General features: G+C 69.3%; 9 protein-coding genes. 8 read left to right on the plus strand and 1 reads right to left on the minus strand.

Annotated elements, in window-relative coordinates; all coding sequences use genetic code 11:
* Window positions 1–10: 10 nt before the first annotated feature.
* The 6 genes from E1269_RS01355 to ftsX all read left to right on the plus strand — a co-directional run bounded on the left by E1269_RS01355 (window position 11) and on the right by ftsX (window position 9,835).
* Window positions 11–835: a tryptophan 2,3-dioxygenase gene (locus tag E1269_RS01355; protein WP_203432686.1), complete on the plus strand. Its 825-nt coding sequence runs from the start codon at window positions 11–13 to the stop codon at window positions 833–835.
* A gap of 323 nt (window positions 836–1,158) precedes the next feature.
* A complete protein-coding gene (locus tag E1269_RS01360) occupies window positions 1,159–6,051 on the plus strand; it encodes an NAD-glutamate dehydrogenase (protein WP_131890460.1) in 4,893 nt (1,630 codons plus the stop codon).
* A 252-nt stretch (window positions 6,052–6,303) separates the two neighbouring features.
* Complete coding sequence (locus tag E1269_RS01365) at window positions 6,304–6,873, plus strand: TetR/AcrR family transcriptional regulator (RefSeq protein WP_131890191.1); 570 nt, start codon at window positions 6,304–6,306, stop codon at window positions 6,871–6,873.
* The gene (gene prfB / locus E1269_RS01370; RefSeq protein ID WP_131890193.1) at window positions 6,860–7,978 is read left to right on the plus strand and encodes a peptide chain release factor 2; all 1,119 of its coding nucleotides are present in this window, start codon (window positions 6,860–6,862) and stop codon (window positions 7,976–7,978) included. Before E1269_RS01365 ends, prfB begins: the two co-directional genes overlap by 14 nt.
* A gap of 208 nt (window positions 7,979–8,186) precedes the next feature.
* On the plus strand, window positions 8,187–8,876 hold the full coding sequence (gene ftsE, locus E1269_RS01375; protein WP_131890196.1) for a cell division ATP-binding protein FtsE: 690 nt from the start codon (window positions 8,187–8,189) through the stop codon (window positions 8,874–8,876).
* 53 nt (window positions 8,877–8,929) lie between these two features.
* Entirely contained in the window at window positions 8,930–9,835 is a 906-nt protein-coding gene (gene ftsX, locus E1269_RS01380) for a permease-like cell division protein FtsX (RefSeq protein WP_131890198.1), read from the plus strand.
* Window positions 9,836–9,880: 45 nt separating this feature from the next.
* Here ftsX and E1269_RS01385 read toward each other — a convergent pair whose 3' ends face one another.
* Window positions 9,881–11,374, minus strand: coding sequence for a sulfatase-like hydrolase/transferase (locus E1269_RS01385; RefSeq protein WP_131890200.1), 1,494 nt, complete (start codon window positions 11,372–11,374; stop codon window positions 9,881–9,883).
* A 566-nt stretch (window positions 11,375–11,940) separates the two neighbouring features.
* On the opposite strand from E1269_RS01385, the gene E1269_RS01390 reads away from it, so the two are divergent.
* On the plus strand, window positions 11,941–13,329 hold the full coding sequence (locus E1269_RS01390) for a M23 family metallopeptidase (RefSeq protein WP_131890202.1): 1,389 nt from the start codon (window positions 11,941–11,943) through the stop codon (window positions 13,327–13,329).
* 44 nt (window positions 13,330–13,373) lie between these two features.
* Window positions 13,374–13,847 carry an SsrA-binding protein SmpB gene (smpB, locus tag E1269_RS01395; protein WP_131890204.1) on the plus strand — a complete coding sequence of 158 codons (474 nt, stop codon included), beginning with the start codon at window positions 13,374–13,376 and terminating at the stop codon, window positions 13,845–13,847.
* Window positions 13,848–13,906 lie beyond the last annotated feature (59 nt).

Here is a 13,906-nt window from a genome sequence, read left to right on the forward strand (position 1 = left end):
GCTGGACCTCGTGACACACGACCACGACATCAGGGTGACGGAGGCGGCCATCGAACCGCCGTCCGCACACTTCGGCGAGGACGGTGCCCGTCTCACCTACGGTACCTACCTTCGCCTCTCCGAGCTGCTCGACCAGCAGCGACTGGAGACCGACGCTCATGATGAGCTGCTGTTCATCACCATCCACCAGGTCTACGAGCTGTGGTTCAAACAGCTGCTGCACGAGGTGGAAGCCGCCCGCGACGCGATGTTCGACGACCGGCTGTGGTGGGCCCGGCACCTGCTGAAACGCGTGCACGAGATCGAACGGATCCTGATCGAACAGGTCGGCGTCCTGGAGACGATGACGCCGCAGGACTTCCTGCAGTTCCGAGCCCAGCTGGCGCCGGCCAGCGGCTTCCAGTCCGTGCAGTTCCGCGAGCTGGAGTTCATCTCCGGCGCCAAGGACGAGGCGTTCGTGCAGCGTTTCCGGGGTCTCACCGAGGACGAGCGCTCCCGGCTGCGCCGCCGGCTGGACGAGCCGACCCTGTGGGACGCGTTCCTCGCCGTCCTGCGTACGCACGACCTGCCGGCCGGGTCCGACGACGAGGTCGGCGCGTCTCTGCGGATGGCCGCGCACGACCGCGCCGAGTTCGGCGACGTCTGGGAACTCGCGGAGGCGCTGCTGACCCACGACGAGATGGCCGCCGGTTGGCGAGCCCGCCACGTCACCATGGTCGAGCGCATGATCGGCACCAAGACCGGCACCGGCGGTTCGTCCGGCGCCACTTACCTGCGCAGCCGCCTCGACCTGCGCTACTACCCCTCGCTCTGGGAGCTCCGCTCCTGGCTGTGACCCCCACCCGCCCCGTCGGCCTCGCAATGATCACGTTCAGCACGAAATCTCGTGTCGCACCAGGATCGCAAGCCTTGTGATGCACGGGTGATCCTGCTGAACGTGATCATTTCGGGTGACGACGCTGCGTCGACGTGGGGAGATCACGGCGCTGTTGGCGGCAGCACCGCCGCACCGTAGCCACAGCGAACCAACGCCGTTCCACAGCCAAGGGGATGATCATGGAAGCGGGGGTACAGGGAGCGCATGGAAGCGCGAGCTACTAATGTCTGAGACGTTCCGCACAACGGCGTGCGGAGTGTCGCACCGGGGGTTGGTGGATGATGCGTAATCGGCTCGACGAAGCCAAGTCCGAGCTCCTTGCCAAGGCCGCGCTGGTCGGCGACCGAGGTTATCGTGACGAGGACGAGGCGTTCCTCCGGCGCTACTACCGGCATGTCGCCGCCGAGGACCTCGTCGACCGCGACGTCGTCGACGTCTACGGGGTCGCCGCCTCGCACCGTCGTTCGGCCCAGCTCCGGCCGCAAGGCACCGCCGTCGTCAACGTCTACACGCCGACCATCGACGAGCACGGGTGGGCCTCCGGGCACACCATCGTCGAGGTGGTCATCGACGACATGCCGTTCCTGGTCGACTCCGTCACCATGGGGCTGTCGGAGCACGGGTACGCGATCCGGCTGGTCGTGCACCCACAGCTGGTGGTGCGCCGCGACATCACCGGCCAGCTGGTCGAGATCAGCGACCTCAACGAGAACGATCCCCGCCGCGACGCGGACACCATCGTCGAGTCGTGGATGCACGTCGAGATCGACCGCACCGACGACCCCGAGGACCAGGCTGTCATCGAGCAGCTGCTGCGCGACGTGCTGCGTGACGTGCGCGAGGCGGTGGAGGACTGGCCGCGGATGCGTCAGCGCGCCACCGAGATCGCCGACGAGCTGGAGAAGCCGCCGGCGCCCGTCCCGCAGCCGGAGGTCGACGAGGCGCGTGAGCTGCTGCGCTGGCTCGCCGACGACCATTTCACCTTCCTCGGCTACCGCGAGTACCTGCTCGACCAGGTCGACGGCGAGGACGTGCTGCGCGCGGTCACCGGGACCGGCCTGGGCATCCTGCGCTCGGACCAGGACCTGTCCGGGTCGTTCGCGAAGCTGCCGCGCGAGGTGCGCGCGAAGGCCCGCGAGAAGCGGCTGCTGGTGCTGACCAAGGCCAACTCCAAGGCGACGGTGCACCGCCCGGCGTATCTCGACTATGTCGGGGTCAAGTTGTTCGACGACGCCGGCGAGGTGATCGGCGAGCGGCGCTTCCTCGGGCTGTTCACGTCGGCGGCCTACACCGAGAGCGTCATGCGCATCCCGGTGCTGCGCCGCAAGGTGCAGGAGGTCATCGAGCAGGCCGGGTTCGCGCCGTCGGGCCACTCCGGCAAGGACCTCCTGCAGGTGCTGGAGACCTACCCGCGCGACGAGCTGTTCCAGATCCCAGCCGATGAGCTGCTGCCGACGGCGCTGGCCGTCGTGCACCTGCAGGAGCGGCGCCACCTGCGGATGTTCATCCGCCGCGATGACTACGGCCGCTACCTGTCGATCCTGGTCTACCTGCCGCGCGACCGCTACAACACCGACGTCCGCGAGCGCATCCAGCGCATCCTGCTGGCAGCCACCGAGGGCGACTCCATCGACTTCACCGCCCGGGTGGGCGAGTCGGTGCTGGCGCGGCTGCACTTCGTCATCCGGATGGGTCGCGACCAGGAACTCCCGGAGATCGACGTCTCCGCGCTGGAGAAGCAGCTGGTCGCGGCCACGCGCTCCTGGACGGACGAGCTGTCCGACGCGCTGGCCGAGCAGGTGGGCGAGGAGGGCGCGGCGAAGCTGCTGCGGCGCTACCGTGGCGGCTTCCCCGAGGGCTACAAGGAGGACTTCCCGGCGCGCACCGCCGTCGCGGACGTGCGGCGCCTGGAGGACCTGCCCGCCGACGACGGCCTGGGCATGAACCTGTACCAGCCGGTCGGCGGCCTGGCCACGGACCGGCGCTTCAAGATCTACCGCACCGGCACGCCGATCTCGCTGACCCAGGTGCTGCCGATCCTGTCGCGGATGGGCGTGGAGGTCGTCGACGAGCGGCCGTACGAGATCGCCCGCCGTGTCGGCGACACCGAGTCCACCGCCTGGATCTACGACTTCGGGCTGCGCTACCAAGGTCTGCGCGCCGCCGACGCCGACCGTCTCAAAGTGCTGTTCCAGGACGCGTTCGTCGCGGTGTGGCGTGGCGACGCGGAAAGCGACGGGTTCAACGCGCTCGTGCCGCAGGCCGGGCTGTCGTGGCGGCAGGCGTCCATCCTGCGGGCGTACGCCAAGTACCTGCGCCAGGCTGGCTCGACGTTCAGCCAGAACTATCTCGAGGAGGCGCTGTCCGGGCACGTCGAGGTCGCCCGGATGCTGGTCGACCTGTTCGAGGTGCGCTTCGACCCCGAGCGCGCCGCCGCCGACGACGACGGACGGCGCGCGCGCCAGGCTGCGGCCGAGCAGGTGAACGGCCGCATCGAGGAGGCCCTGGACCAGGTGGCCAGCCTCGACCAGGACCGCATCCTGCGCTCGTTCCTGCGGTTGATCAACGCCACGCTGCGCACCAGCTACTACCGCGGCGCCCTGGGCGGGCCGCAGACCGTCACCAGCTTCAAGCTCGACTCCCGCTCGCTGCCGGAGCTGCCCGAGCCGCGCCCGAAGTACGAGATCTGGGTGTACTCGCCGCGGGTCGAGGGCGTCCACCTGCGCTTCGGCGACGTCGCGCGCGGCGGGCTGCGTTGGTCCGACCGTCGCGAGGACTTCCGCACCGAGATCCTCGGCCTGGTCAAGGCGCAGGCGGTGAAGAACTCCGTCATCGTCCCGGTCGGCGCCAAGGGCGGTTTCGTCGGCAAGCGGCTGCCCGACCCCGCGGTCAACCGCGAGGCGTGGCTGGCCGAGGGTGTGGAGTGCTACAAGACGTTCATCCGCGCGATGCTCGACATCACCGACAACCGTGCGGCCGACCGCAGCGTCGTCCCGCCGCCGCAGGTGGTCCGGCACGACGGCGACGACCCCTACCTGGTGGTCGCGGCCGACAAGGGCACGGCGTCGTTCTCCGACATCGCCAACGAGGTGTCGCGCGAGTACGGCTTCTGGCTCGGCGACGCGTTCGCGTCGGGCGGGTCGGCCGGCTACGACCACAAGGCCATGGGCATCACCGCCCGCGGCGCCTGGGAGTCGGTCAAGCGCCACTTCCGGCAGCTCGGCCGCGACATCCAGAACGAGGACTTCACCGTCGTCGGCGTCGGCGACATGTCCGGCGACGTGTTCGGCAACGGCATGCTGCTGTCCGAGCACATCCGGCTCGTGGCCGCGTTCGACCACCGCCACATCTTCCTCGACCCCGACCCGGACGCGGCGACGTCGTATACAGAGCGCCGCCGGCTGTTCGAGCTGCCGCGGTCGAGCTGGGAGGACTACGAGCCCAAGCTCATCAGCGAGGGCGGCGGCGTGTTCCCGCGCTCGGCGAAGACCATACCGCTGACAACCGAGGTCAAGCGCGTGCTGGGCATCGACGAGCAGGCGGAGTCGATGAGCCCGCCCGAGCTCATGCACGCCATCCTGGGCGCGCCGGTCGACCTGCTGTGGAACGGTGGCATCGGCACGTACGTCAAGGCCAGCACCGAGTCGCAAGCCGAGGTCGGCGACAAAGCCAACGACGCCATCCGGATCAACGCCGACGAACTGCGGTGCAAGGTGGTCGGTGAGGGCGGCAACCTCGGCCTCACCCAGCGCGGCCGCATCGAGTTCGCCCTGAAGGGTTCGGACGGCCGCGGCGGTCACATCAATACCGACGCCATCGACAACTCCGCCGGCGTCGACACTTCCGACCACGAGGTCAACATCAAGATCCTGCTCGACGGGGTGGTGCGTGCCGGCGACCTCACGGAGAAGCAGCGCAACCAGCTGCTGGCCGAGATGACCGACGAGATCGCCGAGCTGGTGCTGGCCAACAACTACGGACAGAACGTCGCGCTGGCCAACGGCACCTTCCAGGCGGCCAACCTGGCGCACGTGCACCGCTCGTACCTGGCCAAGCTGGAGCGCAAGGGCCTGCTCGACCGCCAGCTCGAGGCGCTGCCCACGGACCGGCAGCTGGCCGAGCGCATCAACGCCGGCAAGGGCCTGTCCAGCCCGGAGCTGTCGGTCGTGCTCGCATACACCAAGAACCTCATGTACGAAGAGCTGCTGGCCAGCGGCATGCCCGACGACCCCTACCTGAGCGCCGCCCTGCACGCCTACTTCCCCAGCGCGCTGCGCGAGCGCTACCCGAACCAGATCGACGAGCACCCGCTGCGCCGCGAGATCATCACCAACGTCGTCGTCAACGAGCTGGTGAACACGGCCGGGACGACGTTCGCCTACCGGCTGGGCATGGAGACCGGCGGCTCGGTCGAGGACCTCGCCCGCGCGCACACCGTCGCCGACGTCGTCTTCCGCATGCCCGAGCTGATGACCGCGGTGAAGGAGCTGGACAACGTCGTCGCCGACGAGGTCCAGATCCGGATGCGCCTGGAGGGCCGCACCATCACCGAGCGCGCTACTCGCTGGCTCGCGGTCAACCGGCGTCCGCCCATCGACATCGCCTGGCAGATCGGGTTCTTCGAGGAAGCCATCGCCCGGTTGCTGGTCGCCCTGCCGAAGGTCCTGGTCGGCCGCGAGCTGGACCTGTTCCAGGAGCGGCAGCAGTCGCTGCTGGAGGCCGGGGTCCCCGAGCCGCTGGCCACGCGGGTCTCGGTGCTGCCGCCGGCGTACTCCGGCCTGGGCATGGTGGAGAACTCCCTCGCCACCGGCACCGACCTGCTCGAGGTCGCGCGGGTCCACTTCACCCTGGGCGCCTTCCTCGAGCTCGGCCGGCTGCTGGAGCGCATCGTCTCCCTGCCGCGGCACGACCGGTGGCACACCATGGCACGGGCGGCGCTGCGCGACGAGCTGCACGCGCTGCAGGCCTCGCTCACCGCCCAGGTGATCCAGCACACCGAGGAGGACGCCGAGCCGCAGGCCAGGGTGGAGACGTGGGCGCTACAGGACGACGTGGTCGTCGGGCGGACGCAGGAGATCCTGCGCGAGATCGTCGAGAGCGACAGCTTCGACCTCGCCCGGCTGTCGGTCGGACTGCGCGCCGTCCGCGGCCTGCTCCGTCCCGCCGCCGGCTGAGCGCCGGTACGCCCGGGCCGCCGCCGCGGCGCCCCTAGAGGGCTCAGCGGGCGGTCGCCAGCTCGAGGTCTGCGTCCGGCTCGCCGGCGTCGACGAGGATGGCGGCGGCCATGCCGACGCCGATGACCTCGAGGCGATCTCAGGGATGACACCTCCGAGCCGATCTCCTGTTCGGCGAGGGCCACGGTCTGCCCGCCCAGCGCGATGTCGAGGCCGGGTCGCTCGGCCGCTTCGGCGGCGACCAGGCGTTCGGTGTCAATCGACGAGATCAAGCAGACAGCGCCCGGGCTGATGCGCGAGCACAGCACCACCGATTTCCGCTCCTCCGGCATCGCCCGGCTCATAGGCATGACCGCGCCCGCGCTCTACCGCTACGTCGCCGACCGCGCCGAGTTGCTCACGGCCTTGATCGTCGACGCGTACGACGACCTCGGCCAGGCGGTGGCGCAGGCCCGCGACCGGGTGCCGCTGGACGACCCCGGCAGCCGCTTCGTCACCGTCGCGCAGGCGTACCGCCAATGGGCCAAGGACGAGCCGCAGCGCTTCGCGCTCATCCTCGGCCTGCCCGTGCCCGGCTACCACGCACCCGTCGAGGCCCCCACCACCGAGGCCGCTCGGCGGGCGATGACCCAGCTCAAGGCGCTGTTCTCGGAGGCGGCCCGGCTGGGGCGCCCTGCGCCCACCGACGCTGCGCGGCGACGGCGACACCGTCGGCGCCTACCTCGCCGCCGACCCGCCCGAACCCATCGACGGACCCGCGGCGTCGCCATGAGGGTGTCCGCCCCGATTGCGCGTAACCTAGTGCGACGTGGCAGTACGTGACTTCGAGGCCGAGATCGCCGACCTCTCCCAGACTCTGGCCAGCATCGAGCAGGTCCTCGAGCCGGACAAGATGCGCGAGCGCATCACCGACCTCGAGGAGCACGCCGCCGCGCCCGACCTGTGGGACGACGTCGAGAAGGCGCAGCAGGTCACCAGCCAGCTGTCTTACCTGCAGGCCGAACTGCGCAAGGTGACCGACCTGCGCCAGCGCATCGAGGACCTCCCGGTCATGCTGGAGCTGGGCCGCGACGAGAGCGACGCCGACGCCATGGCCGAGGTGGAGCGCGAGATCGACGAGCTGCGCAAGACCGTCTCCGACCTGGAGATCCGAACCCTGTTGGCGGGGGAGTACGACGAGCGCGAGGCCGTGGTCACCATCCGGTCCGGTGCCGGAGGTGTCGACGCCGCCGACTTCGCCGAGATGCTCCTGCGCATGTACCTGCGGTGGGCCGAGCGGCACGGCTACAAGACCGAGGTGCTCGACACCTCCTACGCCGAGGAAGCCGGCCTCAAGTCGGCGACGTTCGAGGTCAAGGCGCCGTTCGCGTACGGGACGCTGTCGGTCGAGGCCGGCACCCACCGCCTGGTGCGCATCTCGCCGTTCGACAACCAGGGCCGCCGACAGACGTCGTTCGCCGCGGTCGAGGTGATCCCGCTGATCGAGCAGACCGACCACGTCGAGATCCCCGAGTCCGACATCCGCATCGACGTGTTCCGCTCCTCCGGCCCCGGCGGGCAGAGCGTCAACACCACCGACTCCGCCGTGCGCATCACCCACCTGCCCACCGGCATCGTGGTGTCCATGCAGAACGAGAAGTCGCAGATCCAGAACCGCGCCGCCGCGATGCGCGTGCTCCAGTCCCGGCTGTTGCTGCTGCGCCGCGAGGAGGAGCAGGCGCAGAAGAAGGAGCTGGCCGGCGACGTGAAGGCGTCCTGGGGTGACCAGATGCGCTCCTACGTCCTGCACCCGTACCAGATGGTCAAGGACCTGCGCACCGAGCACGAGGTCGGCAACCCGCAAGCGGTGTTCGACGGCCAGATCGACGACTTCCTCGAGGCCGGCATCCGCTGGCGCATGCGCGAGCAGGCGGAGACGTCGTCGTGACGGCGGTCGTGACGGCCCGCGCGGCTGACGGCGCGGGCACGAGCGCACCTCGCGCGCACGCCGTCGTCGCCGGAACGGGAACCTTCGCGGTGACTCTCCACGTTGGTTCTCCCAGCGTTCGGACACCGGCGGACGTACACTCACAGACGAGCTTCAGGCGGTCGACGAGCATCGCAGGAGCGTCAGGCATCCAGATCGGCGAGGCACCGTGATCCTTTTCGACAACGTCAGCAAGCTGTACCCGACGCAGAACCAACCGGCCCTCGACAGCCTCACCATGGAGGTCGAGAAGGGCGAGTTCGTGTTCCTCGTCGGGCCCTCGGGCTCGGGGAAGTCCACGTTCCTGCGCCTGACCCTCAAGGAGGAGCGGCCGACGGCCGGGCGCATCCGCGTCGCCGGCAAGGACCTGCACCGGCTGTCGAACTGGAAGGTCCCGCACCTGCGCCGCCGCATCGGCACGGTCTTCCAGGACTTCCGGCTGCTACCCAACAAGACGGTGTTCGAGAACGTGGCGTTCGCGCTGCAGGTCATCGGCAAGCCGCGGCGGCAGATCAACCGCGACGTGCCCGCCGTCCTCGAGCTCGTCGGGCTCGACGGCAAGGAGGACCGGCTGCCCGACCAGCTCTCCGGCGGCGAGCAGCAGCGTGTCGCCGTCGCCCGGGCATTCGTCAACCGTCCGCTGATCCTGCTGGCCGACGAGCCGACGGGCAACCTCGATCCGGGCACCAGCGTCGGCATCATGAAGCTGCTGGACCGGATCAACCGCACCGGCACCACCGTCGTCATGGCGACCCACGACCAGTCGATCGTCGATCAGATGCGCAAGCGCGTGATCGAGCTCGAACACGGCAAGCTCGTCCGTGACCAGTCGCGCGGTGTGTACGGCTACACCCGCTAGCGCGCCACCACAGCCAGGGCCGTCCGCGGCCACCAGCCGACCCGGAAGAAACGATGCGCGTCCAGTATGTCTTGTCCGAGATCGCCACCGGACTACGCCGCAACCTCACGATGACCATCGCACTGGTCATCGTGGTCGCGATCTCCATCGCGATGTTCGGCACCGGCCTGCTGGTGCGGTCCCAGGCCGAGACCACCAAGGGTTACTGGTACGACCGCATCGAGATCTCGGTGTTCATGTGCAACGAGTACTCCACCGGCGCCGGATGCGCCGACGGAGCGGTCACCGACGCACAGCGCGACACCATCCGGCAGACGCTGGAGGCGCACCCCGAGGTCGACGAGGTCTTCTACGAGAACCAGGAACAGGCCTTCGAGCGGTTCCGCGAGCAGTTCGACGACTCCGACGTCGAGAACATCATCACCCCCGACCAGCTGCCCGAGTCCTTCCGCGTCGCGCTGCAGGACCCGGAGGAGTACGACGGCGTCGTCTCGGCCGTTTCCGGTCTGCCGGGTGTGCAAGAGGTCACCGACCAGCGTCAATTGCTGGAGCCGCTGTTCCAGACGCTCGATGGCGTCCAGGTCAGCGCGTTCGCCATCACGCTCATCCAGGTGATCGCGGCCGTCCTGCTGATCGGCAACACCATCCGGCTGGCCGCGTTCAGCCGCCGTCGCGAGACCGGCATCATGCGGCTGGTCGGCGCGTCGAACTTCTACATCCAGCTGCCGTTCATCCTGGAGGCCGCGATCGCGGGCCTGCTCGGGTCGTTGTTCGGGGTGGTCGCGCTGTTCTTCGGCGTCGAGTTGGTGGTTGGCCGGTTCATCGCGCCGAACCTGCAGTTCACGTCCTGGGTCGACAGTGGGGACGTGTGGGCGGCGGTGCCGTGGCTGCTGCTGGCCGGCGTCCTGATCTCGGTGGTCGCGTCCTTCGTCACGCTGCGCCGCTACCTGCGCGTCTGACGGTGGGTCGCCTGCGGTCGTCGGCCGTCCGACTGCCCACACGACCTACGCCGGGTCACGGTAGGAGGCGTCGAGCTCCTTCCTCGCCTCGAACTGGTGGAAGGCCTCGGCGCCGGGCTGTCCGACCGGGAGGAGCTGCCCCCTGCCGGTGACCGCCTGCACCCGTCCGTCGCGGCGGGGGTCGGCGTAGCGGTCGAACCAGCGCTCCAGGTGGGTGCGCAGCTCGGCTGCCCGGGTGAGGCGGTCCGGCTCGTCCCGGTCGAGGACGCGCTGGTCGAGCAGGAGGTTGATCCGCTCATCCGGGTCGCGAACGAGGTCGTAGAGCTCGTGCGGACCGTAGGGGTACCGGTGGACGTACTTGACCTCGCGGGTGCGGATCATCCGGGTCGGGCCGAACTCGTCGTACACGACGACGGGCCGGTCCGGGCCTGCGTCCCGGCCCTCGAGGTCGGGGAGGAAGCTGCGTCCCGGGAGCCCGGTTGGTAGCCGGTCGGCGAGGCCGGTCACCTCCAGCAGCGTTGGCAGGAGGTCGTACCCGCTGAGCATCGAGTCGACCTCGGCGACCGGGACACGGCCGGGCAGCGACGCGATCATCGGCACCTTGACCGAGGAGTCGTACATGTTCTGGGGGAAGGTCGCGTTGCCCTTCCCCCAGATGCCGTGATGGCCGCAGTTGAAGCCGTTGTCGCTGGTGACGAGGAGCAGCGTGCTCTCCTCGAGCGACAGCGCGCGGAGCTCGCCGACCAGGCGCCCCACGCAACGGTCCAGCGCTGTGACCGCGGCGAAGTACCCCTGCAGGTGGTCCCGGATGGTCACCGGACCGCGTGCGGGGTCGGCGTTCTGCTCCGTGTTGTCCATCTCGATCGGGTGCTGCTCGATCCAGGGGTGCCGCGTCTCCTGCGGACAGCTGGCGAACTCGCAGTCGGCGTAGGAGTCGACGAGGTCGGCCGGATGCTGGTCGACCCAAGGGCTGTGCGGTGCGGTGAAGTTCACGTTGAGCAGGAACGGTGCGTCGTCGTCGGCGCGCGCACGGAGGAAGCCGACGGCGTCGTCGGTGATGACGTCGGTGAGGTAGCCCTGGGTCGCCACCCGCCGGCCGTCCCGGTACATGACCGCGTCGTGGTAGCGGCCGCCGCCGCTGGGGTGGACGAACCAGTGGGTGTAGCCCTGCTGCGGGGATGGGCTGTCGCCTAGGTGCCACTTGCCGCTGATGCCGCAGGTGTAGCCCGCGTCCGCCATGATTCGCGGGTAGCTCGCCTGCCCGGCCAGATAGCTGATGCCCGGGTCGTCCTGACCGTTGCCGCCACGAATCCAGTCGTGGACGCCGTGCGCGGACGGTATCCGGCCGGTGAGCATCGACGCGCGCGACGGTGAGCAGACCGGCGAGGTGCAGTAGAACTCGGTGAATCGTGTGCCGCCGCGAGCGAGTGCGTCGATGTGCGGCGTCCGGATCTCTGCGTTGCCGTAGCAGCCCAGGGCCCAGATCGCGAGATCGTCCGCCATGACGACGACGACATTGAGCCGGTCGACCTGCGGCATGGCGGTGCTCTCCTCGCTGGCGACGCTGGATTCCGCCCGAACCTAGGCGGGCCGGCCGTTGGGAGTCAACGGCGGTTGCGACCCTCGCAACGATCGCGATTCACGCCATGAGGACTTCCCATGCATCTCGAGTCGCCTGCGTCGTCGGGTTCGGTGCCGCTCTGATCGCGATGCCGGTGCGGACAGGTGCCGTGGCCCCGGCCGGCCATGTCGGGGGGTGTCGTCGACGACCCGGTTTGGCGGGGCCCCCGGGGCGCCCGGTCACCCGTAGCAACTTCGCACTGTGGCCGCGGAATGATCACGTTCAGCAGGATCCTCCGAGCCTCACCATGATTGCGAGCGTGGTGCGACACGAGATCTCGTGCTGAACGTGATCATTCGAGGTCATGCGGCCCACGGAAGCAGTAGAAAAGCCAGATTTCCGGACGGAACGCAACGAATGACAGCGGTGTAATTCGCGCAGGTGGGCTTCGCGCCTGGAGTGAATGATGTTACGGTCATGCACGAGTGGTGCGAAGGGGGCAGCTGTGAAAGCTGTGACTGATGAGATGTCTTGGGGTCGGCGGTTGACGATCCTGATCGTCACCGTCGGCATTCTCTGTACCGGTCTCAACCAGGCATGGGCGACCTCGGATGCCGAAGAGCGGCTCAAGGACGCGCAGAACAGCCTGGCCCGAGCGCAGGACGAGCTCGCCCACTCCACGCAGGCACTCGCCGACGCCACCCGCGACTACCAGGCGGCGACGGCGCAGCTCCCGGCAGCGGAGGCCGGCCTGGCCACCGCACAGCAGACCCTGGCCGTCGCCGAGCAGGAGCTCGAGGTGGCGCGCGGGGAGGTCGTCGCCGCGCGGGCCGCGGACCAGGCGGCCGCGGAGCGGCTGGCCGAGGCCGAGCAGAAGGTCGCAGACCAGCTCGTGAAGATCGACGAGGTCAGCGGGCGCATCGACGACAAGCGGGCCTCGATCAGCCAGGTCGCGGTGCAGGCCTACACCAGGGGCGCCGGGGGCGACCTCGCGACCATCGCATCGATGATGCAGGCGTCGAGCCTCGACGAGATGGCGGCTCGTGCCGCCGCGTCGCGCTCGGTCATCAACGCCGAGAGCAGCATCATGGACGACCTCAAGGATGACCGCGCCGCCCTGTCCAACGAGCGCGTCGTGCTCGAGGAGCTGGAAGCCGAAGCCGAGGTACTTCGGCAACAGGCCGCCGAGAAATTGGCGCTGACCGAGGAGCGCGAGCGCGCCGCGGAGGCCGCGCGGTCGGCGGCCCAGGCCGCGAGCGACGCCGCTGCCGCGGCGAAGGCGCAGGTCGACCACCTGATCGCGGCGCAAGGCACCGCGATGGCCGCCGCTGATGCGGCCAAGGATGAGGACGCCGCCCAGGCCGCGGCGTGGGAGACCGAGCGCGACCAGATAGCCGCCGAGATCGCCGAGATCGAGCGGCGGCAGCGTGAGGAGGCCGAGCGCGAAGAGGCCGAACAGGAGCAGGCCGAGCAGGACCAGGCCGAGCAGGACCAAGAGGACTCCGACGACGACAGCGGCTCCGGCGGCGGAGGCGACGGCGAGAGCTCGTCCGGCCTGCAGTTCCCGACCGCCAACCCGTACGTGACGTCGCCGTACGGCATGCGGACCCACCCGATCACCGGCGTCTACAAGCTCCACGACGGCACCGACTTCCGCGCCTACTGCGGCACACCGATCCGGGCGGTCGCCTCCGGAACCGTCGAGTGGGCGTACTACCGGGGTGCGTACGGCAACCAGGTCGCCGTCAGCCACAGCGGGATGGTCAGCACGTACAGCCACCTGTCGCGGTTCGCCGTCTCTTCCGGCGAGCGGGTCTCGCAGGGGGAGGTCATCGGCTATTCCGGCACCACCGGCAGCTCGACCGCGTGCCACCTGCACTTCATGCTGTACGTCCACGGCGAACGCGTGAACCCCATGAGCTACCTGGGCTGAAAGCCATTGGTCCCGGTGGCCGCCGGAATGGGATCATTGGTGTCATGGCACGAGAGCGCGGACGCACCGTGGTGGCCCAGAACCGCAAGGCCCGCCACGACTACCACATCGACGACACCTACGAGGCCGGCATCGTGCTCACCGGCACCGAGGTGAAAGCCCTGCGGGCGGGCAAGGCATCGCTGGTCGACGGGTTCGCGGAGGTCCGCGACGGCGAGGTGTGGCTGCGCAACGTGCACATCCCCGAGTACGACCTCGGCACCTGGAACAACCACGCACCGCGCCGCTCCCGCAAGCTCCTGCTGCGCAAGGAGGAGATCAGCCGGCTCATCGGCAAGACTCGCGAGACCGGCTTCACCCTCGTGCCGCTGTCGCTGTATTTCAAGGACGGCTACGCCAAGATCGAGCTGGCGCTGGCCCGTGGCAAGAAGTCGTACGACAAGCGGCAGACGATCGCCGAGCGCGAGGCGAAGCGCGAGGCCGAGCGGGCCATGGCCCGAGCCCGGCGCCGCGGCTGAGCTTGTCCGTGATCATCAACGGGTGGCGACGCCATGACGTCGCCATCGGTTGATGATCA

It is taken from the genome of Jiangella asiatica (assembly GCF_004349065.1).
In the GTDB taxonomy this organism is placed as follows: domain Bacteria; phylum Actinomycetota; class Actinomycetes; order Jiangellales; family Jiangellaceae; genus Jiangella; species Jiangella asiatica.

What these genes read in the sequence shown, in the direction of transcription:
- ftsX (WP_131890198.1), top strand. Translation starts at nt 8,930, where the DNA reads ATGCGCGTCCAGTATGTCTTGTCCGAGATCGCCACCGGACTACGCCGC.
- E1269_RS01385 (WP_131890200.1), bottom strand. Translation starts at nt 11,374, where the DNA reads ATGCCGCAGGTCGACCGGCTCAATGTCGTCGTCGTCATGGCGGACGAT.
- E1269_RS01360 (WP_131890460.1), top strand. Translation starts at nt 1,159, where the DNA reads ATGCGTAATCGGCTCGACGAAGCCAAGTCCGAGCTCCTTGCCAAGGCC.
- smpB (WP_131890204.1), top strand. Translation starts at nt 13,374, where the DNA reads ATGGCACGAGAGCGCGGACGCACCGTGGTGGCCCAGAACCGCAAGGCC.